We start from the raw sequence: 25,251 nt of genomic DNA, 5'->3' as shown, positions 1-25,251 counted from the left end.
TGCGCCCGGCCCCGGCCCGCTCGGCGCGCGCCCGCCCGAAGCACCGGCGTGCGCCCGCGCGGAGCACCGACACCCGCCGCGCGGAGTCAGCGGGTGGCGGCCCACCGGTAGGCGCGGGTGGCGACGGCGAGCGAGAGTACCCCGACGGCGGCGCACACGCCCAGATCGGTCACGACGCGTGCCCAGTCCGGGTGCGGCTCGAAGGTGCGGGCGAAGGCCTCCACACCGTAGGTGGACGGCAGCAGATCCCGCGCCCACCGGACCACCAGTGGCAGCCCGCCCGCGGGCAGCACCCCCAGCAGCAGTGCCGCCGACATCCCCAGCTGACCGCCCAGGGTGGCCAGTTCGGGTCGCGGGGCGAGCAGTCCCAGTGCGGCTCCCAGCCCGGCGAGCGCGGCTCCGGCGAGCGGGACGACGGCCACCAGCACCCACAGCCCGCCCAGCGGCAGCTGGAAGAGCACGCTGCCCGTCACGGCCGTCACCACGACGCCGGGCACGGTGAAGGACGCGTAGGCTGCGGCGGCGCCCAGCACCACGGAGGCGGCCGGTACCGGGAGGGTGGCGTAGTGGTCGAGGCCCCCGCCGGCGCGGAGCTGGCCGAAGTACTGCGCCAGCAGGTTGAGGGCGACGAAGGCGACGACCAGCACACTGGACCCGGCGACCACCGCCCGCGCCTCCGCGCCGCCGTCCACCACGCCGCGCATCAGGACCATGATGCCCAGCGACTGGAACGTCGCGACGAAAAGCAGCGGAATCCGCGCCACCCGCGCCCGGGACAGCTGCGCCCGGTAGACGGCAGCCAGCGCCGGCCACATCCGCGCCCGCGGCGCCAGTGGCGCCCCCGTGTCCTGACCGGCCTCCTGGTCACCGGAGTCGGCCGCCTCCCCCACGGGTTCCGCTCCGCCGTCCGTACCGGCGCCCTCGTCGGCGCCCGTACCGGTGCCCTCGTCGACACTCGTACCGGCACCCGCCTCGGCACCCGTGCGGCCGCCCACGACGCCCGCGACACCGTGGGCCATCACATCGCCGTCGGTCCGCGTACGGCTCTTCACCGTCGTCCTCACCCGAGCCTGCCCCTCACATACCGCACGCCGGGCGTGCGGATCCTGTGCCGCATCATCGCGCCTCGTCCTTCCGGGCCACCGGCCGGGAGGCACCGTCGGCCACGCCGTCGTCCCGCGTCCGCGCTCACGCTTTGACCAAGCCCTCGGCACCGTCCTCCCCCGCGGCGCGGCCGCCGAGCGCCACATAGACGTCCTCCAGGCTCGGGGTGGCGAGCCGGAAGTCGTCGAGCGCCTCGAACGCCTCGCCCGTGGTGACCAGCGCCACCGCCTCGCGTGCCGCCTCGGGCGGCAGCCGCAGCGTCCAGCGACGGCCGGTGACGACGGCGGCGGCGGCGAGCGCGGCGACGTGCGGCAACTCCACCGGCGCCCGCTCGCGCCACACCAGCTCCAGCCGCACCTCCTCGCCGACGGCGGCCTTCAGCCCGCCCGGCGTGTCGCAGGCGATCACCCGGCCCCGGTCCAGCACGGCGACCCGGTCCAGCACGGTCTCGGCCTCGATCACATTGTGGGTGACGAGCAGTACGGTCACCCCGCGCTCGGCGCGGCGCCGGTCGACGGCCGCCCACACCGCGCGCCGCGCGTGCGGGTCCATACCGGTGGTCGGCTCGTCCAGCACCAGCAGCGGCCGGTCCCCCACCAGCGCCGCCGCCACACACGCCAGCCGCCGCTGGCCGCCGGAGAGCTTCTTCAACGGCCGCGCCGCCAGCCGGGTCAGCCCCAGCTCGGCCAGTACCTCGTCCCGCGCGACACGGGCCGCCGCGGTCGCCATCCCGCGCAGCCGCGCGGTCGTCTCCGCGGCCAGCGACACCGTCAGCTCGTCCAGCGCGCTCGACTCCTGACCGAGGTAGGCCAGCAGCCGGGCGGCCCGCTCGGGGTGGCGCACCAAGTCGTGGCCGAGCACCTCGACCACTCCGGCGTCGGGCCGCAGCAGGCCGGTGAGCTGCCGTACCAGGGTGGACTTGCCCGCACCGTTGGGGCCCAGCAGTCCGAAGATCTCGCCCTGCCGCACCTGCAGGCAGATGCCGTCGGTGGCACGGACGGCGGGGGTCGCCGGCGTGCCGCGCCGGGCCCGCACCGGAGGGTAGGTCTTGACCAGGTCCTCGACGCGCACGGCGGCCCGGCTCGGCGTCGTTCCGTTTGCCACCGAGGTGTCCACCGCCTGCCGAGTGCCCGTTCTCACGACCTATGAGGGTACGCGTCCGGGTTCCGCCGCCCCGCTTCGGGCCCTGCCGGCTCCGGGGTGGCCGGGGCCGGTCGGGTGTTGACGCTGCTCGGTGGCCGTCAGGTCGCTGTCCGGTCGCGGGGTCAGTCCCCGGCGGGGGCGTGTTCGGCCGAGGCGCCGGAGCGGGCGTCGACCTCCCGCCAGAAGCCCGCGCGGATCGCGTAGCGGTCGTGTTCGTCGATCTGGTCGTCCTTGTGCGCGAGCAGCCCGAACCGGGCCGCGTAGCGCAGCAGTTCGCCGTCGATCCGGTGCGGGATGCGCGGATACTCGCCCGAGAGCTGCTGCAGATGGCTCTCGTTGGTCAGCCGTTCGATCCAGCGGCGGGCGAAGACCTGGCCGACCTCGTACGGGTCGCCGCTGACCGCGGTGATGTCCTCCTCGCGGTCCGCCCAGCGCTGCTCGGCGGTGGTGAGCTGGGCGAGCATCGGCAGCGACGCCGTCTCGGGCGCCTCGCCGGACGCCGCCCGCTCGACCCAGCCGCGGTCGGAGGACCAGCGCAGCGTCGCCCCCGGTGGGCCCGCCGGGGGCCCCTGCTGCCCCTGGCGGCCGAGGTCCGCCAGATCCTTGGGGGTGGGCACGCCTTCGGTGCGGTTGGGCGCCGTGCCGCCGGTCGTGGGCTCCTCGGGGCCCTCGGCACCGTCTGCGGCGTCCGCTTCCGGCTCGGTGGGCGTCCGCGCCGTCTCCTCGGCCGCCGCCTCCTCGGCCCGCGGCTCGGCCGGTGCGGGTGCGGGGGTCTGCCCCGGCGGCCCGGGAGGTACGGCAGGCACGGTAGGTACGGCCCGGCGGTGGTCGACGCTGTCGCCGTTCTTGCCGGTCTCCGGCAGCGGCGCGGAGAGGATCGCGGCGATCTCCGGGCGGGGCGCCGGCGAAGGCGCGCAGGGTGCGGTGAGGTCCTTGGCGCGGACGACGGGCGTGATCCAGGTACGGTCCAGCACGCGCCGCTCGTCCGCCTCGGCGACCAGGTCCTCGGACTGGTTGTAGTCGCCGTCGGCGGCCTGCACGGCCCACAGATGGACGGCGACGCCGTGCTCCTTCGCGGACATCAGCCCCGGCAGCAGATCGCCGTCGCCGGTCACCAGCACGATGTCGGAGCAGGCGCGGTTGCGGGCGAGTTCGGTCAGCTCCGCGTGCATGGCGGCATCGACGCCCTTCTGCGCCCAGCGCCCGTCGCTGCGGGTGAGGGCTCCCAGGCGTACGGTCACCCTCGGCATGACGCGCAGCCTGCGGTGCTCGGGCTGGGGTACGCGATCGGGGGCGCCGTCGAACCAGTAGATGCGCAGCAGCGCGCACTGGGTGTCGGCTTCGGCCTGCTGACGGAGCGACTGGATGAGACCGGCGTGGTCGACGGTGATCCGCGAGCGGGTGGGCTCCCGTGCCAAGAGGCTCGCGGCGGCACCCAACAGATAACCGGCGTCCACCAGGACGACGCAGCGGTCCACGTTCCACCCACTCTCGGTCATGACGTACAGCCGAGGCTGTGCCCTCGCGTGCCGGCCGTCCCCCGTGTCTTTCGAGTCTGCCCGACCCTACGGGGGTTATCAGCCGGAACTCGATCATCGGCGTGGCGCAATTGTCCGACATGCGAGGCATTTCGACGTATGCAAGGGTGAACGAGAGCCCTCTCCTCCGGGGAGCTCCTCCACGGGAGACGGAGCTCCCTCTCCGGAGGCGGCGCTCCATCGCAGGAGGCGATCATGGCAAAGAACAAGAACCGTCAGCAGCCACGGCAGGCCCGCACCGCCGAGGAGCAGCGGCGCGAGAGGGAGCGCGCCAAGTCCGCCGCCGCGGAGCGCACCCCCGCAGACGTCAGCCGCAAGGTGAGAGAGCGCCGCTTCGGCCACAACTGAGGGCCGCGTCCGCTTCGTCCCCGGGGCGGGAGTCCGGCGGACCCCCGCGCCGGGGACGGGCCCGGACGGTCAACCCGCGAGGCAGGAGGGGCCCAGCAGCTCCTTCAGATCGCCGAACAGGGCGGGGTCCGGGGTCACCCGGTGGCGGTCCAGGCGCAGGACCGTCGTCTTGCGCGCCCCCTCCAGCCGGACGCGTACCTCGCTGGACCCGCGGTGCTGGGTGAGCACGTCGCCGAGCTTCTCGACCAGGGGCGGGGTGACCTTCACGCTCGGGATCGTGATGGTGACCGGTGCGGAGGCCGACGCCTCGCTCAGATCGGGCACCTGCAGCTCCATGGCGACCAGCCGCGGGACATCCTCCCGCTTGTCGAGGCGGCCCTTGACGAAGACGATCGCGTCCTCCACCAGCTGGGTGGAGACCAGCTGGTAGGTGGCGGGGAAGAACATGCAGTCGATGGAGCCCGCCAGGTCCTCCACGGTGGCGATGGCCCAGGCGTTGCCCTGCTTGGTCATCTTGCGCTGGAGGCCGGAGATGATCCCGCCGATCGTCACGATGGAGCCGTCGGAGTAGTCGCCGCCGGTCAGCTGCGCGATGGCGGCGTCGGCCTTCTCGTTGAGCACGTGCTCCAGACCGAAGAGCGGGTGGTCGGAGACGTAGAGACCGAGCATCTCCCGCTCCTGGGCGAGCAGATAGGTCTTGTCCCACTCCTCCTCGGAGAACTGCACGTCCAGCCCGAAGCCGGGCCCCGAGTCGGCGGCGTCGTCCTGGCCGAGGTCGCCGAAGAGGTCGAACTGGCCCTCGGCCTCCTTGCGCTTGACCTGCACCACGTTGTCGATCATCGGCTCGAACTGGGCGGTGAGGCCCTTGCGGGTGTGTCCCATCTCGTCGAACGCGCCGGCCTTGATCAGCGATTCGACGGTGCGCTTGTTGCAGACGACGGCCTCGACCTTGTCCAGGAAGTCCGGGAAGGAGGTGTACTTCCCCTTGGCCTTGCGGCACTTGACGATCGAGTCGACCACGTTCTGGCCCACGTTCCGCACGGCTGTGAGACCGAAGACGATCGTGGAGTCATCCTTCGAGGTGAAGTTCGCCTCCGACTCATTGACGTTCGGCGGCAGCACCTTGATGCCCATCTTGCGGCACTCGTTGAGATAGACCGCCGACTTGTCCTTGTCGTCGCGCACCGAGGTGAGCAGCGCGGACATGTATTCGGCGGGGTAGTTGGCCTTGAGGTAGGCCGTCCAGTAGGTGACCAGGCCGTAGGCGGAGGAGTGCGCCTTGTTGAAGGCGTATCCGGCGAAGGGCACCAGGACGTCCCAGACGGCCTGGACGGCGGCGTCGGAGTAGCCGTTGTCCCGCATGCCCTTCTGGAAGTTCACGAACTCCTTGTCGAGAACCTCCTTCTTCTTCTTGCCCATGGCCCGGCGCAGCAGGTCGGCCTGGCCCAGCGAGTAGCCGGCGAGCACCTGGGCGGCCTTCTGCACCTGCTCCTGGTAGACGATCAGGCCGTAGGTGATGTCGAGGACCTCCTTGAGAGGCTCCTCCAGCTCCGGATGGATCGGAGTGATCTCCTGCTGGCCGTTCTTCCGCAGCGCGTAGTTGATGTGGGAGTTCATCCCCATCGGGCCCGGGCGGTACAGCGCCGAGACGGCGGAGATGTCCTCGAAGTGGTCGGGCTTCATCATGCGCAGCAGGGAGCGCATCGGGCCGCCGTCGAACTGGAAGACGCCGAGTGTGTCACCGCGGCACAGCAGCTCGAAGGTCTTGGGGTCGTCCAGCGGCAGATCGAGGAGCTTGAGGTCCACGCCCTTGTTCTTGCGGATCATCTTGACCGCGTCGTCCATGATGGTGAGGTTGCGCAGCCCCAGGAAGTCCATCTTCAGCAGGCCCAGCGCCTCACAGCTGGGGTAGTCCCACTGGGTGACGACCGTGCCGTCGTTCTTCGGCGAGAAGATCGGGGCGTGGTCGATGATCGGCTCGCTGGACATGATCACGCCGGCGGCGTGCATGCCCATCTGGCGCACCAGGCCCTCGATGCCCATGGCGGCGTCGATGACCTTCTTGACGTCCGGCTCGTTCTCGTACATCGACCTGACCTCGCCCGCCTCGCTGTAGCGGGGGTGGTCGGGGTCGGTGATACCGGAGAGCGGGATGCCCTTGCCGAGCACGTCGGCGGGCATCGCCTTGGTGATCCGGTCCCCCATCGCGTACGGGTAGCCCAGCACCCGGGAGGCGTCCTTGATGGCGGCCTTGGCCTTGATGGTGCCGTAGGTGCCGATCATGGCGACCTTGTCGGCGCCGTACTTCTCCGTGACGTAGCGGATCACATCGCCGCGCCTGCGCTCGTCGAAGTCGATGTCGACGTCGGGCATGGTGACGCGCTCGGGGTTGAGGAACCGCTCGAAGATCAGGCCGTGGGTCACCGGGTCGAGGTCGGTGATGCCCATGGCGTACGAGACGATCGAGCCCGCCGCCGAGCCACGGCCCGGACCGACCGCGATGCCGTTGTCCTTGGCCCAGTTGATGAAGTCGGCGACCACGAGGAAGTACCCCGGGAAGCCCATGTCGATGATGACCTTCATCTCGTACTCCGCCAGCTCCTGGCGGTCCTGGGGGACGCCGTCCGGGTAGCGGCGGGCCATGCCGCGCCGGACCTCCTCGCGGAACCAGGAGATCTCGTCGTACCCCTCGGGCACCTCGAACTTGGGCATCAGGTTCTTGGGCTCGAACATGCCCTCGGTCTCGATGCGCTCGGCGACCAGCAGCTGGGTGTTGCGGCAGCCGGACTGCCAGGCGTCCGAGGAGTCGATGCCGTACATCTCCGCGGCCGACTTGAGGTAGTAGCCGGCGCCGTCGAAGCTGAAGCGGTCCGGGTCGGAGAGGTTGCTGCCCGTCTGGATGCACAGCAGGGTGTCGTGCGCCGCCGCCTCGCGCTCGTAGGTGTAGTGCGAGTCGTTGGTGACGATGAAGGGGGCGTTGATCTTCTTCGCGATGCGCTCCAGGCCGTCCCTGGCGCGCTTGTCGATGTCGATGCCGTGGTCCATCAGCTCGACGAAGAAGTTGTCCTTGCCGAAGATGTCCTGGTACTCCCCGGCGGCCTTGAGGGCCTCGTCCTCCATGTCGAGACGGATCTTGGTGCTCACCTCACCGGAGGGGCAGCCGGTGGTCGCCATCAGGCCCTCGGCGTACTCGGCGAGCAGCTCGCGGTCCATCCTGGGCTTGCGGAAGAAGCCCTCCAGACTGGCGCGCGACTGGGCGCGGAAGAGGTTGTGCAGCCCCGTGGCGTTCCGGGCCCACATCGTCATATGGGTGTAGGCGCCGTTGCCCGACACGTCGTCCCGCTTCTGGTGCGGGGTGCCCCACTTGACCGGGCGGGTGTTCCTGCGGTGGTCGGGGGCCAGATACGCCTCGATGCCGATGATCGGGGTGACCCCGGCGTCCTTTGCGGAGTGGAAGAAGTCGTAGGCCCCGTGCAGATTCCCGTGGTCGGTCATCGCGATATGCGACATGCCCATTTCATTGCAGGCGTTGAACATGTCCTTCAGCCGGGCTGCGCCGTCGAGGAGCGAGTACTGCGTGTGCACATGCAGATGTGTGAAGGGCTTGTCTGTCACGACGAAGGCCACCTCCGGGCGCGGGTTGTGTGGGGCGGCTCAGGAGTCTACGACCCGGCACCGACAACCACCCAAGAGCCGTCCGGCAGACGGCCCGCCGGGAACCACCGGGCACCCCGCCCCGTCGGCGTACGTTGGACACTCGATTCGTCCTACACCGGTTCAGTCCCCTACCGCCCAACGGAGCGCACCCATGACCACGGCAGGCCAGGCAGCAGAGCGCGGCGAGACCATCCTGCGAGTCTTCGACACCGCGTTCGGCGACCTCCTCGCCGCCGACCCGGCGGCCTTCCGTACGAAGTTCCGCAAGATGGCCGCCTCGGCGTTCGCCTTCTACCGCGGCACCGCCTGCCTGTTCTACGCGGACCTGCACGAGGAGCGGAACGGCGGCCCCTTCCTGGACGAGCGCACCAGCCGGGTGTGGATACACGGCGATCTGCACGCCGAGAACTTCGGCACCTATATGAACGCCAACGGAAGGCTGCTGTTCAACGTCAACGACTTCGACGAGGCCTACGTCGGCCCCTTCACCTGGGACCTCAAGCGCTTCGCGGCCTCCGTCGCGCTGCTGGGGTACAGCAAGGCGCTCAGTGACGAGCAGATCACCGCGCTGGTGACCACCTACGCCGACGCGTACCGCGACCGCATCCGCGCCATGGCCTCCGGCGCCGCCGAGACCGAGTCCCCCACCCTCACACTGGAGACCGCGCGCGGGCCGGTGCTGGACGCACTGCGCGCCGCCCGCGCCAACACCCGCTTCGGGCTGCTGGGCACCATGACCGAGATCCGCGACTGGGAGAGGCGCTTCACCCCGGGCGGCGGCTCCATCGAACTGGACAAGGAGACCAGGACGGCCGTCCTGGACGCCTTCGACGCCTATCTGGAGACCCTCCCGCGCAACGAGGACCGCGAGCGGCACGGCGCCCACCGGGTCAAGGACGTGGTGGGCCGCCGCGGTATCGGCATCGGCAGCGCGGGGCTGCCCTCGTACAACATCCTGCTGGAGGGCCACAGCGACGCCCTGGAGAACGACCTGGTCATCTATATGAAGCAGGCGCAGACCCCCGCCGTCTCGCGGCACATCACCGACCAGGCGGTGCGCGACTACTTCCGGCACGAGGGCCACCGCACCGTCATCTCGCAGCGCGCCCTCCAGTCCCACGCCGACCCCTGGCTCGGCTGGACGGAGCTGAACGGCACCGGCCAACTGGTGGCGGAGGTCTCGCCCTACGCGGTGGACCTGGACTGGTCGGACCTGTCGGACCCGGACGAGATCGCTCAGGTCACCGCGGACCTCGCCCGTGCCACGGCCACCATGCACGCGGCTGCGGACGAGGCCGAGAGCGGCCACAGCCTGGTCCCGTTCTCCACCGAGCGCGCCATCGACGCGGCGATCTCGGCGGACGAGGACGGCTTCCGCGAGATGCTGGTGGACTTCGCCCACACCTACGGCGCTCGGGCCCGCCGGGACCACCAGATCTTCGTGGACCTGTTCCGCAACGGCCGGATCACCGGCGTCTGATTCCGGCCTCTTAGGGATCGCTTACGCCGTCCCATGGCACACTCGGACCCCATGGGAGCGACAGGGTTGAGGGCAACACGGGCGGTGCTGTTCACCGCACTGTGCGTCACCCTGTCCTCCGGCGCCCATGTGATGCTGTCGGGCTCCCCCGTTCCGCTGCGCCCGTTCCTGGTCGTCTCGGCAGTGATCTTCTGCCTGGCCTTCGCGCTGGCCGGTCGGGAGCGGAGCTTCGCCCGGATCGCGGCGCTGCTGATCCCGCTCGAACTGGCGGCCGACACCGTCTTCACCACCGGCCAGCACGCCTGCTACGGGCAGACGGGCGGCCCGGTGACCGGACCGCTACGCTCGGTCGGCGTCGATCTGCTGTGCGGCGGCGGCAGCGTCGGTACCCCCCTGGCGCGGATGGCCGCGCGGGGCGGCGAGGCCGGCGCGTACCCACCGGGCGTCCACGGGGTGCCGGGCGCGGCACTGCCCTGGCTGCTGCTGGCCGCGCACGTCGGGGTGGGCCTGCTGGCCGCACTGTGGCTGCGGCGCGGTGAGGCGGCACTCGCCCGGCTGCTGCGTACCACGGCGGCCACCGCCTTCCGGCCGCTGCGCGCCGCGGTGGCCGTCTGCCGCACCTTCCGCGCCGGCCGGAAGGCCACCGGTCCGGCTCTGCCCCGGCGCGCCCCGAGCGCCGGCGGGCCCCTGGCGCTGCCGCTGCTGACCCACTCCGTACACCGTCGCGGGCCGCCCGCGCTCACCGCCGTGGCACCGGCGGTCTGAGCAGGTTTCCCTTCGCGTACGGAACAACGGAGAAGAACAGTCATGAGCAAGCGCAACAGCCAGGAAGCCAAGCGCGCCGCCCGCGAGCGGCTGCGCCTCGAGCGGGAGAAGCAGGCCAAGAAGGAGCGGACGCGGCGGCAGTTGCTGGTCGGGCTGTCGGTGGTCGCGGTGCTGGCCGTGGTGGCCGGTATCGGCATCTTCATCGCCAAGTTGAACGACCAGGACTCCAGCGGTGACGACATGGCCGTCACCACCGGGGGAGCCAAGGCGGAGAAGACCATCGACGTCTACGAGGACCTGCGCTGCCCGGCCTGCGCCAGCTTCGAGCAGGCGATGGGCGAGCCGCTCCAGAAGGGCGCCGAGGAGGGCAAGTACAAGCTGCGCGTCCACCTCGGCGCGATCATCGACGGCAACATGGGCGGCTCCGGCTCCCAGAACGCGGCGCGGGCACTGGGCGCCGCCAAGGCCGTGAGCGTCAAGGCGTTCGCGGACTACAAGGCGCAGCTGTACTCGGCCAAGTGGCACCCCAACGAGCAGGAGGACAAGTTCGCCGACAACGACTACCTGCTCAAGGTCTCGGACACGGTCCCGGAGCTGAAGGACAACAAGGCGTTCGAGAAGGCCGTCAAGGGCAAGAAGTACACCAAGTGGGCCAAGGACATGATCGCCAGCTTCAACGGCTCCGAGATCCAGTCCACCCCCACCATCAAGATCGACGGTGAGCAGGTGCAGCCGCAGGACGTCCCCGGCAAGCTCAAGGACCTGGGCGTGGACCTGAAGTCGGGCAAGGACGAGAAGAAGTAGCCGACGCACAGCCGTGGGCGAGAAGGGGCGGACCGCATTTCGCACGCGGTCCGCCCCTTGTTGCTGCTGCGGTCTGCCCCTCGTTCCTACCGCTGCGTAGCATGCCGGTTCGTGACTTCTACCCACTCCGCGAGAACCGACTCCCCGACAACCGAACAGGCCCTGCCCCACGGCCCGGTGACCGCTCCGCGGCGCCGGGCCGTGGTCGCCGCCGGCGCGGCCGGCGCCGCGCTGCTGCCGCTGGCCGGCGCCGCACCCAGTGCCGGGGCGGCCGAGGCGGGCCCCTCGTTCGCACACGGTGTCGCCTCGGGCGACCCCCTCCCGGACGGGGTGCTGCTGTGGACCCGGGTCACCCCCGGGCCCGGCGCCGTGCCCGGCTCGGGCAAGGGCGCCCCCGTCGAGGTGGACTGGGAGGTGGCCCGGGACCGGGAGTTCGGCACCGTCGTGGCGCGCGGCACGGTGCGGGCCGAGGCCGCAACCGACCACACCGTCAAGGCCGATGTGCGCGGGCTGCGCCCGGCCACCGCCTACTTCTTCCGGTTCACGGCCGAAGGCGCCCACTCCCCCACCGGCCGCACCCGCACCGCGCCCGCCGAGAGCGCCCAGGTCGACCGGCTCCGCCTCGGGGTGGTCTCCTGCGCCAACTACGAGGGCGGCTACTTCGCCTCCTACCGGCATCTGGCGGCCCGTACCGACCTGGACGCGGTGCTGCACCTGGGCGACTACCTCTACGAGTACGGGCACGGCGAGTACCCCACAGGGGACGCCGTCGTGCGGACCGCCCGGCCCACGCACGAGATCGTCTCGCTCGCCGACTACCGGGTGCGGCACGGCCACTACAAGTCGGACCCCGATCTGCAGGCCATGCACGCGGCGCACCCGCTGATCGCCATCTGGGACGACCACGAGCTGGCCGACAACGCCTGGTCGGGAGGCGCCGTCAACCACGATCCGGCGACCGAGGGCGACTGGGCGCAGCGGACGGCAGCGGCCAAGCAGGCGTACTTCGAATGGATGCCGGTACGGCCCTCCACCGCGGGCACCACCTTCCGGAAACTGCGCTTCGGCAGCTTGGCCGAGCTGCACCTGCTGGATCTGCGCTCGTTCCGCGACGCCCAGCCGACCGTGGGCGACGGCAAGGACATAGACGACCCGGACCGGACACTGACCGGGCGCAGACAGCTCGACTGGCTGAAGAAGGGCCTGGCCGGCTCCCCGGCCCGGTGGAAGCTGGTCGGCAACCCGGTGATGATCTCCCAGGTGGCGTTCGGCTCGGTCCCCGCCAAGTTCCTCGGTCCGCTCGCCGCGTGTCTGGGCGTTCCCCGGGAGGGGCTGGCCGTCAACACCGACCAGTGGGACGGCTACACCGACGACCGGCGGGAACTCCTCACCCACCTGCGCGACAACCGCGTCACCGACACCGTCTTCCTGACCGGCGACATCCATATGAACTGGGCCAACGAGGTGCCCCTGCGCGCCGCCGACCACCCCCACGAGCCGCCGGTCGCCACCGAGTTCGTCATCACCTCCGTCACCTCCGACAACCTCGACGACACCCTGCGGGTGGCTCCCGACACCCTCTCGGGCATCGCCGAAGCAGCCGTACGCGCCGCCAACCGCCATGTGCGCTGGGTCGACATGGACTCGCACGGCTTCGGGGTGCTGGACGTGGACGCGACGCGGACGCAGATGGACTACTACGTCCTCTCCGACAAGACCGACGCGCACGCCACCGCCACGCTGCGCCGCTCCTATCGCACCACCGCCGGCTCGCAGCGCGTCGAGCGGACGTACCAGCCGGTGCGCTGAGCCACCGGCGCCGTACGCTGAGCCCATGACAGGGGGAGGGCGCGGCAGGCGCGGACAGGTCGTCGACGGACGTTTCGAGCTGCTGGAGCGGCTCGGGGCCGGGGGCATGGGCACCGTGTGGCGGGCCCGGGATGTGGCGCTGCACCGCGAAGTGGCGCTCAAGGAGGTCCGGCCCCCGGCCGCCGACCCCGGCGACCCCGACGCGGCACTGGACGGGTCGGCCGGGTCCCGGGCGCTGCGCGAGCGGGTACTGCGCGAGGCCCGCGCCCTCGCCCGGCTCAGCCATCCGCACGTGGTGACGATCCACCACATCGTGGACGAGGGGCCCTTCCCGTGGCTGGTGATGGAGCTGGTGGACGGCCCCTCGCTGGAACAGCGGCTGCGGCAGGGCCCGTTGGCGCCGCAGGAGGCGGCGCGGCTCGGCCGCGAGGTGCTCTCCGCGCTGCGTACGGCGCACGCGGCGGGCATCCAGCACCGCGATGTGAAGCCCAGCAACGTGCTGCTGCGCGCGGACGGTTCGGCGGTGCTCACCGACTTCGGTATCGCCGCGCTCCAGGGCTCCGCCACGGTGACGGCGACGGGGGAGTTCCTGGGCTCACCGGAGTTCATCGCCCCGGAGCGCATCCGGGGCATCGACGAACCGGCCGGTGATCTGTGGTCGCTGGGGCTGACGCTGTACATGTGCACGGAGGGCCGCAGCCCGCTGCGCCGTGCCACCACGCTGGCCACCATCGCTGCGGTCCTCGACGATCCGGTGCCGCCGCCGGAGCGCAGCGGAGCCCTCGGCCCGGTGCTGCGGGCCGTACTCGTCCGGGACGCGGCGGCCCGGCCCGACGCGGCGGAACTGGATCGGATGCTGGACAAGGTCGCCTCGGGGGGCCAGGCGGCGCCGTATCTGCCGACCGAGACGTCGCTGCCCGTCCGCACGCCCTCCGCGCCCCCGCCGCAGCCCCCGGCGCACATCGACGGGGGTGCCCGGGGGCGGCGCCGGGGCCGCACCGCGTCGGCTGTCTGCGCGGCTGTGGTGGCTGCCGTCCTCGTCGCCGGTGGGGTGTTCCTGCTGACGCGGCCCGACGACACATCGGCCGCCGCCGACGACGGCAGGCCCACTGCTCGCCCCGCCCCGACGGAGGAGAAGGAGCAGGGGGAGAGGCAAAAGGAGAAGGAGAAGGACCCGGAGGCGGAGAAGAGCGAGCAGCCGGCGAAGGAGCCCACCGCCACCCCCACGACGCGATCCCCCACCGGGCCGGGCTCGCCCGACGACACCTGGGTCGCACAGCTGGGCTCGGTCGCCAAGGCGGACGGCACCGGCGCACGCGACAAGATGCACGCCGCGCTGAGCCGCAAGGCCGACGGCGTGCGCTACGTCGACAGCGACCGCCACGCCTCACTGCGTCCGGGGTACTGGATGTTCTACCACCCGGGCCCCTCCGGCGGCTTTTCCGACGGCCGGGCCGCGGCCGACTGGTGCGGCGAGCGGGGCCTGGCGTCCTCCAACCAGTGCGTGGGCCGCTACGTCAGCGACAACGCCGCCGACCGCGGCTACCTCTGCGCCCCGGACAAGGGCCGGGGCACGGGGCGCTGCGAGCGCTGAGGCCGTCGCCTACAGGGTGTCCAGGAAGCCCAGCACCGTGCGCCAGGTGCGCTCGGCCGCCTCCTCGTCGTAGTCCTGCAGCTCGGCATGGGTGTACAGGTGCGCGGCTCCCGGATAGCGGTGCACCTCCACATCGGCGCCGGCGCGCTGCATCCGCAGATACCAGGCGGTCAGCCAGTCGTGCGGCTCGAAGGCGTCCGGGTCACCGACGTGCAGCTGTACGGGGAGGTCGTCCACCGCGGCGTTCTCCGGAATGTCCGACGTCCCGGAGAACAGCACCAGGGCGCGCGCCTTCTCGTCCGCCAGCGCGAGGGTCTGGGCGATGGAGCCGCCCAGCGAGAAGCCCGCGTAGACGAGGCCCTTGTCGGAGTGGGGCGCCGTGGCGGCGACGGCCCGCCGCAGCAGCTCGTCGCGGTCGGGGCTGCCCTCCTCCTCACGCATGCGCATCCCCTCCTCCACCGAGGAAGCGGTCCGGCCGTCGAAGAGGTCGGGGGTCACCACCTCGTGCCCCGCGGCGCGGAGCCGCTCCGCCGCGGCGCGTACGTCCGCGGTGAGCCCGCACACGGAGTGGAGGAGAACGATCGCTACGGGTGCCACTGAAATGTCACTTCCTTCACAAAGGGCCCCCGGTGTGAGCCCTGGAGCCGGGTACTCCACATGGTGCCAGGTACGGTCGTCCGTGGTCCTTGGGCAGCCGGTGCGCGGCCCGGTCCGCCCCGGTACCGCGACCGGGGCCGCTGCCAGGAAAGCGAGGAGAAGGACGACCATGGAGAACGTGCTCCGGCCCGTCATCGTCTTCGGTGGCGCGATCGTGCTCTCGTACATCCTCGCCTGGGCCGTCGACCGGCTGATGGTGCGCCTGGACGCCCGCCACCCGGAGACCCCGATGTGGGGGCTGCTGCGCAGCGGCCGCTTCCCGTTCCAGGCGGTCATGTTCGTCGCGCTGGTCAGCGCATTCTTCGACAGCACCGAACTGGCCAAGAACCACAGGGCCGGTGTCGACCGCTGGCTGACCATCGTCCTGGTCGCGGCCTCGGCCTGGCTGATCCTGCGGCTCGTCGCCGCGATAACCGAGACGATCGCCACCCGGTACGCGGGCGCCACCCACGACCCGGCGCGGGGCCGACGGGTGCGCACCCAGCTCACGCTGATCCGGCGGCTGATCACCGCCGTGGTGACGGTGATCGCGGTGGCGGCGGTGCTGCTCCAGTTCCCCGGTATGAAGACGTTCGGCACCTCGATGCTGGCCTCGGCCGGTGTGCTGGGGATCGTCGCCGGTATCGCAGCCCAGTCGACGCTGGGCAATCTGTTCGCCGGGCTGTCGATCGCCTTCGGCGACATGGTGCGGATCGGCGACGAGGTCGTGGTGGACGGCGAGCTGGGCACGGTCGAGGAGATCACCGTCTCCTACCTGGTGATCCTCACCTGGGACGAGCGCCGGATCACGATGCCGGTCTCCTACTTCACCAACAAGCCGTTCGAGAACTGGTCGCGCGGCGGCGCGCAGATGACCGGCACCGTCTACCTCCAGCTGGACCACGCGGCGCCCGTCGCGGAGCTGCGCGCCAAGACGGAGGAGCTGGTGCGGGCGAGCGACGAGTGGGACGGACGCAGCTGGAGCGTGGTGGTCACCGACAGCACACCCACCACGATCGAGGTACGCGTCGCGGTGACCGCACGCTCCTCGGACGATCTGTGGACGCTGCGCTGCGCGCTCCGCGAGCAGCTGATCACCTGGCTGAAGACCTACCACCCTCAGGCGCTGCCGGGCATCCGGTACATCCAGCAGGACAAGCTGGTCTAGCCCGCACGCGGCCGGGCCCCCGGCCGCAACCCGCTCAGGTCCCCCGGAAGCTGCGGACATCGAGCTGGTGCAGCACCCGGTCCACCACCTCCGGGTCGACACCTGCCTCGCCGCGCGCGGCGATCACCTCGTGCCGGGCGGCCGAGAGCAGCTCGCCCTGGAGCCGCCGGATCTTCTGCGCCCGGGCCACCCGCTTGCTGTGCGCGGCCCGGCGCTCCTCACCGACGATCTCGGGGGAGATCCGCGCGCCCACGTCCCAGGCCCGGCGCACCAGCGCCTCGGAGACCTCTTCGGGCAACTCCTCGACCTCTTCGATCTCCTTGAGCCGCTTGCGGGCCGCCTTGGCGACCCGCAGCGCCAGCTGCCGCTCCAGCTCCCGCTCGGCGGCGCTGTCGGACTGCACCTTCAGCCGCCGCACCAGCCTGGGCAGCGTCAACCCCTGGAAGATCAATGTCACGATCACCACCGCGAAGGCGATGAAGATGATCGCCTCCCGGCCGGGAAACGCGCCGCCCCCGGCCTCCGGCTCGACGGACAGCGGGACGGCCAGCGCCAGCGCGACCGAGGCCACCCCGCGCATCCCGGCCCACCACACCACGACGGTCTCCCGCCAGTTGCGCGGGATGTCCTCGTCCAGGTCCTTGCGCCGGTGCAGCCGCTGCGCCAGCCAGGCGGAGGGCAGCAGCCACAGCAGCCGCAGGACGACCACGACGCCGACGACGGCCAGAGCCGCCGGCAGCAGCTGCCGCCAGTCCTCCTGGACGGTGCCGAAGATGGTGTGCAGTTCGAGCCCGATCAGCCCGAACGCGATACCGGTGACCAGGGTGTCCACGATCTGCCAGAACGTCTGCCCGGCCAGCCTGCCCTGTACGTCGTCCGCGTCCACCGCGTGTCCGGACGCCAGATAGAGCGCCGTCGTCAGCACGGCGAGCACGCCCGAACCCATCAGCTCCTCGGCGAGCACGTAGGAGGCGAACGGCACCAGCAGGCTCAGCCCGCTCTGCAAGGTGGCGTCGCCGAGGTAGCCCATCAGCTTGCCGGTGAGCCAGCCGAGTCCCAGGCCGACGGCGACGGCCACCACCGCGGAGAGCACCAGTTCGCCCACGGCGACGGGCAGCGAGAACGAGCCCGTCACGGCGGCGGCGATGGCGACGTGATAGAGGGTGATCGCCGTCACGTCGTTGAACAGGCCCTCGCCCTCCAGTGCGGAGACCAGCCGCCGCGGCAGTCCGAGGTTCCCGGCGACGGCGGTGGCGGCCACCGGGTCGGGCGGCGCCACCAGTGCGCCCAGCGCCACGGCCCCGGCGACACCGAGCGCGGGTACCAGCGCGTTGGCGACGGCGGCCACCGCGGCGGTGGTGACGAAGACCAGCGCGACGGCCATCAGGAAGATCGGCCGTTTGTTCGCCGCGAACTGCCGCCAGGAGGTGCGCTGGGCCGCCGCGTAGATCAGCGGCGGCAGCACCAGCGGCAGGATGTACTCGGGCGGCAGCGAGACGTTCGGGATGGAGGGGATCAGCGCCAGTATCCCGCCGAAGATCGTCATCAGCACCGGCGAGGGCAGCTTGAGCTTGTCCCCCAGCGGGACCATCAACACGGCGGCGAGCAGCAGGGCGAAGAAGAGGGCGAGCTGATCCATGGATCAGGAGCTCTCGGCGCGCACCTTGTCCAGTGCGGCCTGCAGATCCGCCGGGTAAGCACTCTCGTACTCGACCCGGCTCCCGTCGCCCGGGTGCTCGAAGCCGAGCCGCACCGCGTGCAGCCACTGGCGCTCCAGCCGCAGCCGCTTGGCCAGCTTCGGGTCGGCGCCGTAGGTGAGGTCGCCCACGCAGGGGTGCCGGTGGGCGGCCATGTGCACCCGGATCTGGTGGGTGCGGCCGGTCTCCAGCTTGATGTCGAGCAGGCTGGCGGCGCGGAACGCCTCGATCAGGTCGTAGTGGGTCACCGAGGGCTTGCCGTCGGAGGTGACCGCCCACTTGTAGTCGTGCTGCGGGTGGCGGCCGATGGGGGCGTCGATGGTGCCGCTGAGCGGGTCGGGGTGGCCCTGGACGAGCGCGTGGTAGCGCTTGTCGACGGTGCGCTCCTTGAACTGCCGCTTGAGCAGCGTGTAGGCCCGCTCGGACTTGGCGACGACCATCAGCCCCGAGGTGCCCACGTCCAGCCGGTGCACGATGCCCTGCCGCTCGGCGGCGCCCGAGGTGGCGATGGTGTACCCGGCGGCGGCCAGCCCGCCGATGACGGTGGGGCCGCTCCAGCCCGGGCTGGGGTGGGCCGCGACACCCACCGGCTTGACGATCACCACGATGTCGTCGTCGTCATGGACGATCTCCATGCCCTCGACCGGCTCGGCGACGATCTGTACCGGCTGCGCCTGCCGGGGCATCTCGACCTCGATCCAGGCCCCGCCCTGCACCCGGTCGGACTTGCCCGCCGGTGCCCCGTCCAGCAGCACCTTCCCGCCCGCGGCCAGTTCCGCCGCCTTGGTCCGCGAGAATCCGAACATCCGGGCGAGCGCGGCATCGACGCGCTCGCCTTCGAGGCCGTCGGGTACGGGCAGGGTGCGGGTTTCAGGAAGCGTGCTCACCTGATCGAGTATGCCGGACGGCCAGGTACCCACCGCACGTCGCCTGGTCGGCGGTGGGCGGGAACACCGTCCGGGCGTCCTCCGCGCCCTCCGCAGTCGCGCGGACGGCTCCGCCGCGAACCGCCTCACCCGCGCAGCCGTCCCCGGAGTGCGACGGGCCCTCCCTGGGCCGACGGTGTGACAAGAGCCTCGGGACCGGCGAGCGAAACCGGAGGGAATGGCCGATGACGCCGCGCAGGACACCGAAGCACTCCGCGCCGGAGGCCGGCGCGGAGTCCGGCATACGCCGCAGCCCCACCCGTCGGCGCGCGCTGGCGGTGGCCACCGCGCTGGCCACCGCCTGCCTCACCGTGACCCCGATCGAGACGGCGGCAGCCGCCGGTATCTCGGGCCCCTGCGCCATAGCGCCCGGCACCGGCACCGACGAGGGCCCGCTCGACTCGGCCTATGTACACCCCCAGGGCCACAAGCGGGCGCTGATGCTGATGGTCGACTTCAGCGACCACCCCGCGGTGACCCCGGCCCGGGAGCGTGCCCGCTTCTTCTCCCGGTACGGCAACCGCTTCTGGGACCGGGCCTCGTTCGGGAAGTACCGGCTGGAGACCCGGTCCAGCTCCGACTGGATACGCATGCCGCGGCCGTGGTCCTCCTACGGGATCACCCGCGGCATCCCGACCGGCCTGATGCGCGGCTACGTCCAGGACGCGCTGGAGGCCGCACAGCGCCAGGGCACCGACGTGCACGGCGCCGATCTCGTCTTCATCGTCGCCGACAGCAATCTGCCCGCCGCACCCACCGTCTCCCAGGCCCACACCTTCGACGGGCTCAGGGCAGCGGGCACCCGGGTGCACGGAGCGGCACTGATCTTCGGCCGCGCCTCCGACTCGGCGCTGTGGCAGCGGGGCAACTTCGTGCACGAGGCCCACCACCTCTACGGCCTGCCCGACCTCTACAACGTCTCCGAGAACGCCTCCGTCGAGTACGCGGGCGGCTGGGACACCATGAGCATGGCCGGGATCTCCGACCTGCTGGGCTGGCACAAGTGGAAGTTCGGCTGGCTGCCCCGCTCCCGGGTCGGCTGCGTCACCTCGGCCGGCACCACCGAGCACACCCTCTCCCCGGTCAGCTCCAGCGACGCGGGCCTGACCGTCATACGGACGGGCCGGCACCGCGCGATCGTCGCCGAGGCGCGCACCCGCTCCGGCCTGGACCGGGACATCTGCGCGGAGGGGGTACTCCTGTACACCGTCGACTCCGCCAAGCCCACCGGTGAGGGGCCCGTCCGCGTCGTCGACTCCCGGCCCCGCAGCGGCGGCGGGGCCGCCTGCGCGGGGCGGCTGCCCACCGAACTGGCCGAGATGTCGGACGCGCCCTTCGCCCCCGGCGAGAGCCACACCTTTCCCGGCGGCATACGGATCACCGTCACCGGCGGCGGGGACGAGGGCGCCTACGGCGTGCGGGTCGAGGTGCCCCGCGACGGCGGTCACGGCGGCTGAACGCCGCGGCGACGGCGCCGGGGCCGGTGGGGCTCAGTCCCGGTGGACGGTCCCGTCCGGGTCCAGGCCGCGGAAGGAGAGCAGCACGATCAGGATGCCGCCGCACACGATGGCCGAGTCGGCGAGGTTGAAGACGGCGAAGTGCTTGGGCGCGATGAAGTCCACGACGGCACCCTGGAAGACGCCCGGCGCCCGGAAGATCCGGTCGGTCAGATTGCCGCACGCGCCGCCCAGCAGCAGTCCGAGCGCGATCGCCCAGGGGGTGCTGTAGAGCTTGCGGGCGATCCGCGCGATCACCACCACGACGGCCACCGCGATGGCGGTCAGCAGCAGCGTCAGCGCCTCGCCCAGACCGAAGGCGGCGCCGGGGTTGCGGATGACGTTCAGCTGGAGCCAGGAGCCGAGCAGTTCGATCGGCGCGTGGTTCTCCAGCTTGGCGACCACCAGCAGCTTGCTGACCAGATCCAGCGCCAGAGCGAGCCCCGCCACCGAGGCCAGCACACCGATCCGGCGCCTGCGCCGCTCCGGAGCGGAAGACTCCCCTTCCGTGCGCTCGTCTTCGCCGCCGCCGGCCGCGCTGTCGTCGGGGCCATCGACAGGCCGCTCCACCTCAGTCACGCTTTGAGGGTACGACACACGCGGACGGCGACGGTCACGGCGTTGCCCGCGATCAGCGGCGCTCCTGCTTCTGCTTGCACTCCACGCACAGCGTGGCCCGCGGGAACGCCTGCATCCTGGCCTTCCCGATGGGCTTGCCGCAGTTCTCGCACAGCCCGTACGTCCCCGCGTCCAGCCGCTCCAGCGCCCGCTCGCTCTGATAGAGCATCTCGCGCGCGTTGGCGGCCAGCGCCATCTCGTGCTCGCGGGTGATGTTCTTGGTCCCGGTGTCGGCGTCGTCGTCACCGGCACCGTCGCCCGAGTCCCGCATCAGACCGCTGAGCGCCTCCTCGGCGGAGACGATCTCCTGCCGCAGCCGCCCGGCCTCGTCCCGCAGCCCCGAGCGCGCCTCCTCGACCTCTTCCGGGGTCCAGGGGTCCTCGTCCGGGCGTACCGGCAGTTCGCCGGGGGCCGCCGGGCCCACCCCGCTCCGCGCCGAGGGCACCGCCTCGGCCTCCGTCACCGCCGGAGTCTTCTTCGCAGCCACCGTCCCTGCTCCCGTCGTCGTCTGCGCGGCCTGCTCGTCGGGCGCCTGTGCGGCGCTCTCCGGCCGGTCCGCTGCCGCTTCGGCCGCCGTCACTTCCGCCGCCGCCCGTTCCCCCGCGGTCCCTTTCGCCGCGGCTTTCTTCGCCGGAGCCTTCTTCGCCGGTGCCTTCTTCGCCCCCGCCTTCTTCGCCGATGCCTTCTTGGCCGGTACCTTCTTGGCGACCGACTTCTTCGCCGGCGCCGCCTTGCCGGGAACCTTCTTCGCTGCCGCGGCCCTGTCCCCGGCGTCTGTGGCCTTCTTCGATGCTGCCGTCTTCTTCGCGGCGCTCTCCTCCGCCACCATGACCGCGGCCCCTTCACATTTTGTGATCTTGCTCGCGAAACGTGACCGGAACGATAAATCGACTTCAAGCACACGGCAACGGGGCACGCCGGTCTGCAACCTTTGTGCCCCGCCCGGGCGCTCGAAAACCGGTCCGTTGCCGCGGGCGGATCCCCGTACACTGGGGACGGCGAAAGGCGTCGATGGGGACGAGTAGCGTCCGTGAGCAGCCCAGAGCGATCCGGGGACGGTGGGAGCCCGGAGGCGAGCGCGGCGTGAAGATCACCCCGGAGCCGCCGGAAGAAAACCCGAAGGAGCGCGACTCCTCCGGGCGAGTAGAACCGGCAGCGCTGTCCCAATGAGGGGGCGGTGGGCACGGCCCGCCGTCAAGGAGGGTGGTACCGCGGGTCCGCCGCCGACCAGGCAGGCGAGCTCGTCCCTCCGACGGAAGCGAAGACGCGCAGCATCTTCCCGATGTCCGCCGGAGGAAGAAGACCCGCCGATGCAATACAACCAGGTGCCCGCCCAGGTCGACCTGCCCGCGCTGGAGCGCGCGGTGCTCGACTTCTGGCGCGAGAGCAAGGTGTTCGCCCGCAGCCTCGAGATGTCCGAAGGCCGCCCCGAGTGGGTCTTCTACGAGGGCCCGCCCACCGCGAACGGCATGCCCGGAGCGCACCACATCGAGGCCCGCGTCTTCAAGGACGTCTTCCCCCGCTTCCGCACCATGCGCGGCTACCACGTGGCCCGCAAGGCCGGCTGGGACTGCCACGGCCTGCCGGTCGAGCTGGCCGTGGAGAAGGAGCTGGGCTTCAACGGCAAGCAGGACATCGAGAACTACGGCATCGCCGAGTTCAACGCCAAGTGCCGCGAGTCGGTGACCCGCCACACCGACGCCTTCGCCGAGCTGACGACCCGGATGGGCTACTGGGTCGACATGGACGACGCCTACCGCACGATGAACCCCGAGTACATCGAGTCGGTCTGGTGGTCGCTCAAGCAGATCTTCACCAAGGGCCTGCTGGTCCAGGACCATCGCGTCGCTCCCTGGTGCCCCCGCTGCGGCACCGGCCTGTCCGACCACGAGCTGGCGCAGGGCTACGAGACGGTGGTGGACCCCTCCGTCTACGTCCGGATGCCGCTCACCTCCGGCCCGCTGGCCGGCGAGGCGTCCTTGATGGTGTGGACGACCACGCCCTGGACGCTGGTCTCCAACCTGGCCGTGGCCACGCACCCGGACGTCACCTACGTCGTCGCCTCCGACGGCACCGACAAGATCGTCGTCGCCGAGCCGCTGGTGGACAAGGCGCTCGGGGAAGGCTGGCACATCACGGGCGAGCGCTACACGGGCCGGGAGATGAACGGCTGGCACTACCAGCGCCCCTTCGAGCTGGTCGACATCCCCGATGCGCACTTCGTCGTCAACGACACCTATGTCACCACCGAGGACGGCACCGGCATGGTGCACCTGGCGCCCTTCGGTGAGGACGACTTCCGGGTGGCCCGCGCCAACGGGATCTCCCCGGTGGTGCCCGTCCGCTCGGACGGCACCTTCGAGCCCGACCTGGACCTGGTCGGCGGCCAGTTCTTCAAGAAGGCCGACGAGGCCCTGGTGGCGGACATGGAGGCCCGCGGCATCCTGTTCCGGCACGTGGCCTATGAACACAGCTACCCCCACTGCTGGCGCTGCCACACGGCCCTCATCTACTACCCGCAGCCGTCCTGGTACATCCGCACGACGCAGATCAAGGAAGCGCTGCTGCGGGAGAACGAGGCGACCAACTGGTTCCCCGACTCGGTCAAGCACGGCCGCTACGGCGACTGGCTCGACAACAACATCGACTGGGCACTGTCCCGCAACCGCTACTGGGGCACCCCGCTGCCCATCTGGCGCTGCGAGGAGGGCCACCTCACCTGCGTCGGCTCGCTGGCCGAGCTGAGCGAGCTGTCCGGCAGCGACCAGTCGGGCCTCGACCCGCACCGCCCCTACATCGACGCGGTCACCTTCGGCTGCCCCACCGAGGGCTGCACGCTGGAGGCGGAGCGCGTCCCTGAGGTCATCGACGCCTGGTACGACTCCGGCTCCATGCCCTTCGCCCAGTGGGGCTACCCGTACAAGAACAAGGAGCTGTTCGAGAAGCGCTATCCGGCGCAGTTCATCTCGGAGGCCATCGACCAGACCCGCGGCTGGTTCTACACCCTGATGGCCGTCGGCACCCTCGTGTTCGACAAGTCCTCCTACGAGAACGTCGTCTGCCTCGGCCACATCCTCGCCGAGGACGGCCGCAAGATGTCCAAGCACCTGGGCAACATCCTGGAGCCCATCCCGCTGATGGAACAGCACGGCGCGGACGCGGTGCGCTGGTTCATGGCCGCGGGCGGCTCCCCCTGGGCCGCGCGCCGGGTCGGCCACGGCACCATCCAGGAAGTCGTCCGCAAGACCCTGCTGACGTACTGGAACACCGTCGCCTTCCAGGCCCTCTACGCCCGTACGGCCGGCTGGGCGCCCTCCGAGTCCGACCCGGCGCCGCACAAGCGTCCGCTGCTGGACCGCTGGCTGCTGAGCGAACTGCACGCCCTGATCGACCAGGTCACCCTCGCCATGGACGGCTACGACACCCAGCGCGCCGGCAAGCTGCTGTCCACCTTCGTCGACGACCTGTCCAACTGGTACGTCCGCCGCTCCCGCCGCCGCTTCTGGCAGGGCGACGCCGCGGCGCTGCGTACGCTGCACGACGTGATCGAGACGGTCACCAGGCTGATGGCGCCGATCACCCCGTTCCTGACCGAGCGCGTCTGGCAGGACCTCGTCGTCCCGGTCACCCCCGGGGCCCCCGACTCGGTCCATCTGACCTCCTGGCCGCAGGCCGACCTCAGCCGTATCGACCCCGAGCTGTCCCAGGACATGCTGCTGGTGCGCCGACTGGTGGAACTGGGCCGCGCCTCGCGCGCCGAGTCCGGCGTCAAGACCCGCCAGCCGCTGTCCCGCGCGCTCATCGCCGCGCACGGCTTCGAGACCCTCTCCCCCGAGATGCGCACCCAGATCACGGAGGAGCTGAACGTCGAGCAGCTCGCCTCCCTCTCGGAGGTCGGCGGCTCGCTCGTCGACACCACGGCCAAGGCCAACTTCCGGGCGCTGGGCCGCCGGTTCGGCAAGGAGACCCAGACCGTCGCCAAGGCCATCGCCGAGGCCGACGCCGCCGCCTTGTCGGTGGCCCTGCGGGAGGGCACCGCCACCGTGCGGGTGAACGGGGAGACCGTCGCCCTCGGCCCGGAGGAGGTCATCATCACCGAGACGCCCCGTGAGGGCTGGTCGGTGGCCTCCGACTCGGGCGCCACCGTCGCGCTCGATCTGGAGATCTCCCCCGAGCTGCGGCGCACGGGCCTGGCCCGCGATGCCATCCGGCTCATCCAGGAGGCCCGTAAGAACTCCGGGCTCGATGTCGCCGACCGGATCGAGCTGCGCTGGCAGTCCGACGACGAGGAGGTGGCCCGCGCCCTGGCCGAGCACACCTTCCTCATCGCCGAGGAGGTCCTCGCCGAGGAGTTCGCCCAGGGCGATCCGAACGAGGTGGAGGGCCCCGCCTTCGAGGACGAGGCCCTGTCCCTGACGTTCCGCCTCCGCAAGCGCTGAGCGCCGCCCCCGCGGGCGCCGACGGCGAA

General features: G+C 71.4%; 18 protein-coding genes. 9 read left to right on the top strand and 9 right to left on the bottom strand.

Annotation, left to right across the window (positions count from 1 at the left end; genetic code table 11):
- Nucleotides 1-86: 86 nt before the first annotated feature.
- The 3 genes from JW613_RS06395 to JW613_RS06385 form a co-directional block, all read right to left on the bottom strand.
- A complete protein-coding gene (locus tag JW613_RS06395) occupies nucleotides 87-1,019 on the bottom strand; it encodes an ABC transporter permease (RefSeq protein WP_245225172.1) in 933 nt (310 codons plus the stop codon).
- A 169-nt stretch (nucleotides 1,020-1,188) separates the two neighbouring features.
- Entirely contained in the window at nucleotides 1,189-2,220 is a 1,032-nt protein-coding gene (locus JW613_RS06390) for an ABC transporter ATP-binding protein (RefSeq protein ID WP_209209988.1), read from the bottom strand.
- 149 nt (nucleotides 2,221-2,369) lie between these two features.
- Complete coding sequence (locus tag JW613_RS06385) at nucleotides 2,370-3,725, bottom strand: NYN domain-containing protein (protein WP_209209987.1); 1,356 nt, start codon at nucleotides 3,723-3,725, stop codon at nucleotides 2,370-2,372.
- Between the two features lie 255 nt (nucleotides 3,726-3,980).
- Here JW613_RS06385 and JW613_RS06380 point away from each other — a divergent pair, with 255 nt between their 5' ends.
- Nucleotides 3,981-4,133 (top strand): hypothetical protein, encoded by a 153-nt coding sequence (locus JW613_RS06380; protein WP_180289607.1) that lies wholly within the window; start codon nucleotides 3,981-3,983, stop codon nucleotides 4,131-4,133.
- 69 nt (nucleotides 4,134-4,202) lie between these two features.
- Here JW613_RS06380 and dnaE read toward each other — a convergent pair whose 3' ends face one another.
- On the bottom strand, nucleotides 4,203-7,748 hold the full coding sequence (dnaE, locus tag JW613_RS06375) for a DNA polymerase III subunit alpha (protein WP_209209725.1): 3,546 nt from the start codon (nucleotides 7,746-7,748) through the stop codon (nucleotides 4,203-4,205).
- A 193-nt stretch (nucleotides 7,749-7,941) separates the two neighbouring features.
- Here dnaE and JW613_RS06370 point away from each other — a divergent pair, with 193 nt between their 5' ends.
- The 5 genes from JW613_RS06370 to JW613_RS06350 all read left to right on the top strand — a co-directional run bounded on the left by JW613_RS06370 (nucleotide 7,942) and on the right by JW613_RS06350 (nucleotide 14,242).
- Nucleotides 7,942-9,270, top strand: a complete 1,329-nt coding sequence (locus tag JW613_RS06370; RefSeq protein ID WP_209209724.1) for a DUF2252 domain-containing protein — start codon at nucleotides 7,942-7,944, stop codon at nucleotides 9,268-9,270.
- Between the two features lie 33 nt (nucleotides 9,271-9,303).
- Entirely contained in the window at nucleotides 9,304-10,035 is a 732-nt protein-coding gene (locus tag JW613_RS06365; RefSeq protein WP_372447911.1) for a TrbL/VirB6 family protein, read from the top strand.
- A gap of 42 nt (nucleotides 10,036-10,077) precedes the next feature.
- Nucleotides 10,078-10,839: a thioredoxin domain-containing protein gene (locus tag JW613_RS06360; RefSeq protein WP_209209722.1), complete on the top strand. Its 762-nt coding sequence runs from the start codon at nucleotides 10,078-10,080 to the stop codon at nucleotides 10,837-10,839.
- A gap of 111 nt (nucleotides 10,840-10,950) precedes the next feature.
- Nucleotides 10,951-12,648, top strand: a complete 1,698-nt coding sequence (locus JW613_RS06355; protein ID WP_209209721.1) for an alkaline phosphatase D family protein — start codon at nucleotides 10,951-10,953, stop codon at nucleotides 12,646-12,648.
- 25 nt (nucleotides 12,649-12,673) lie between these two features.
- Nucleotides 12,674-14,242 (top strand): serine/threonine-protein kinase, encoded by a 1,569-nt coding sequence (locus tag JW613_RS06350; RefSeq protein WP_209209720.1) that lies wholly within the window; start codon nucleotides 12,674-12,676, stop codon nucleotides 14,240-14,242.
- A gap of 9 nt (nucleotides 14,243-14,251) precedes the next feature.
- On the opposite strand, the gene JW613_RS06345 is transcribed toward JW613_RS06350, so the two are convergent.
- Nucleotides 14,252-14,839 (bottom strand): dienelactone hydrolase family protein, encoded by a 588-nt coding sequence (locus tag JW613_RS06345; RefSeq protein WP_209209719.1) that lies wholly within the window; start codon nucleotides 14,837-14,839, stop codon nucleotides 14,252-14,254.
- A gap of 169 nt (nucleotides 14,840-15,008) precedes the next feature.
- On the opposite strand from JW613_RS06345, the gene JW613_RS06340 reads away from it, so the two are divergent.
- A complete protein-coding gene (locus tag JW613_RS06340) occupies nucleotides 15,009-16,046 on the top strand; it encodes a mechanosensitive ion channel family protein (protein ID WP_209209718.1) in 1,038 nt (345 codons plus the stop codon).
- A 34-nt stretch (nucleotides 16,047-16,080) separates the two neighbouring features.
- On the opposite strand, the gene JW613_RS06335 is transcribed toward JW613_RS06340, so the two are convergent.
- Nucleotides 16,081-17,685, bottom strand: coding sequence for a Na+/H+ antiporter (locus JW613_RS06335; protein ID WP_209209717.1), 1,605 nt, complete (start codon nucleotides 17,683-17,685; stop codon nucleotides 16,081-16,083).
- 3 nt (nucleotides 17,686-17,688) lie between these two features.
- Nucleotides 17,689-18,630 carry an RluA family pseudouridine synthase gene (locus tag JW613_RS06330; RefSeq protein WP_209209716.1) on the bottom strand — a complete coding sequence of 314 codons (942 nt, stop codon included), beginning with the start codon at nucleotides 18,628-18,630 and terminating at the stop codon, nucleotides 17,689-17,691.
- A 224-nt stretch (nucleotides 18,631-18,854) separates the two neighbouring features.
- On the opposite strand from JW613_RS06330, the gene JW613_RS06325 reads away from it, so the two are divergent.
- The gene (locus JW613_RS06325) at nucleotides 18,855-20,126 is read left to right on the top strand and encodes a metallopeptidase domain-containing protein (RefSeq protein WP_209209715.1); all 1,272 of its coding nucleotides are present in this window, start codon (nucleotides 18,855-18,857) and stop codon (nucleotides 20,124-20,126) included.
- Between the two features lie 33 nt (nucleotides 20,127-20,159).
- Here the strand turns inward: JW613_RS06325 and lspA are convergent, their stop codons facing one another.
- Both lspA and JW613_RS06315 read right to left on the bottom strand, forming a co-directional pair.
- Entirely contained in the window at nucleotides 20,160-20,744 is a 585-nt protein-coding gene (lspA, locus tag JW613_RS06320) for a signal peptidase II (RefSeq protein WP_372447910.1), read from the bottom strand.
- A 52-nt stretch (nucleotides 20,745-20,796) separates the two neighbouring features.
- Nucleotides 20,797-21,612, bottom strand: a complete 816-nt coding sequence (locus tag JW613_RS06315) for a TraR/DksA family transcriptional regulator (protein ID WP_209209714.1) — start codon at nucleotides 21,610-21,612, stop codon at nucleotides 20,797-20,799.
- Between the two features lie 481 nt (nucleotides 21,613-22,093).
- Between JW613_RS06315 and ileS the strand changes: the two genes are divergently transcribed.
- Entirely contained in the window at nucleotides 22,094-25,222 is a 3,129-nt protein-coding gene (ileS, locus tag JW613_RS06310; protein WP_209209713.1) for an isoleucine--tRNA ligase, read from the top strand.
- The last annotated feature ends 29 nt before the right edge of the window (nucleotides 25,223-25,251 follow it).

The sequence above is a fragment of the Streptomyces smyrnaeus genome, from assembly GCF_017676345.1.
GTDB lineage: Bacteria > Actinomycetota > Actinomycetes > Streptomycetales > Streptomycetaceae > Streptomyces > Streptomyces smyrnaeus.
Note: the sequence above shows the minus strand (reverse complement) of the source record. Positions and strands in the feature narration are given on the sequence as shown.

Coding starts and splice junctions, on each gene's coding strand:
- JW613_RS06395 (WP_245225172.1), bottom strand. CDS start 1,019: ATGGCCCACGGTGTCGCGGGCGTCGTGGGCGGCCGCACGGGTGCCGAG.
- JW613_RS06380 (WP_180289607.1), top strand. CDS start 3,981: ATGGCAAAGAACAAGAACCGTCAGCAGCCACGGCAGGCCCGCACCGCC.
- JW613_RS06370 (WP_209209724.1), top strand. CDS start 7,942: ATGACCACGGCAGGCCAGGCAGCAGAGCGCGGCGAGACCATCCTGCGA.
- JW613_RS06365 (WP_372447911.1), top strand. CDS start 9,304: ATGGCACACTCGGACCCCATGGGAGCGACAGGGTTGAGGGCAACACGG.
- JW613_RS06360 (WP_209209722.1), top strand. CDS start 10,078: ATGAGCAAGCGCAACAGCCAGGAAGCCAAGCGCGCCGCCCGCGAGCGG.
- JW613_RS06350 (WP_209209720.1), top strand. CDS start 12,674: ATGACAGGGGGAGGGCGCGGCAGGCGCGGACAGGTCGTCGACGGACGT.
- JW613_RS06340 (WP_209209718.1), top strand. CDS start 15,009: ATGGAGAACGTGCTCCGGCCCGTCATCGTCTTCGGTGGCGCGATCGTG.
- JW613_RS06335 (WP_209209717.1), bottom strand. CDS start 17,685: ATGGATCAGCTCGCCCTCTTCTTCGCCCTGCTGCTCGCCGCCGTGTTG.
- JW613_RS06325 (WP_209209715.1), top strand. CDS start 18,855: ATGACGCCGCGCAGGACACCGAAGCACTCCGCGCCGGAGGCCGGCGCG.
- JW613_RS06315 (WP_209209714.1), bottom strand. CDS start 21,612: ATGGTGGCGGAGGAGAGCGCCGCGAAGAAGACGGCAGCATCGAAGAAG.
- ileS (WP_209209713.1), top strand. CDS start 22,094: ATGCAATACAACCAGGTGCCCGCCCAGGTCGACCTGCCCGCGCTGGAG.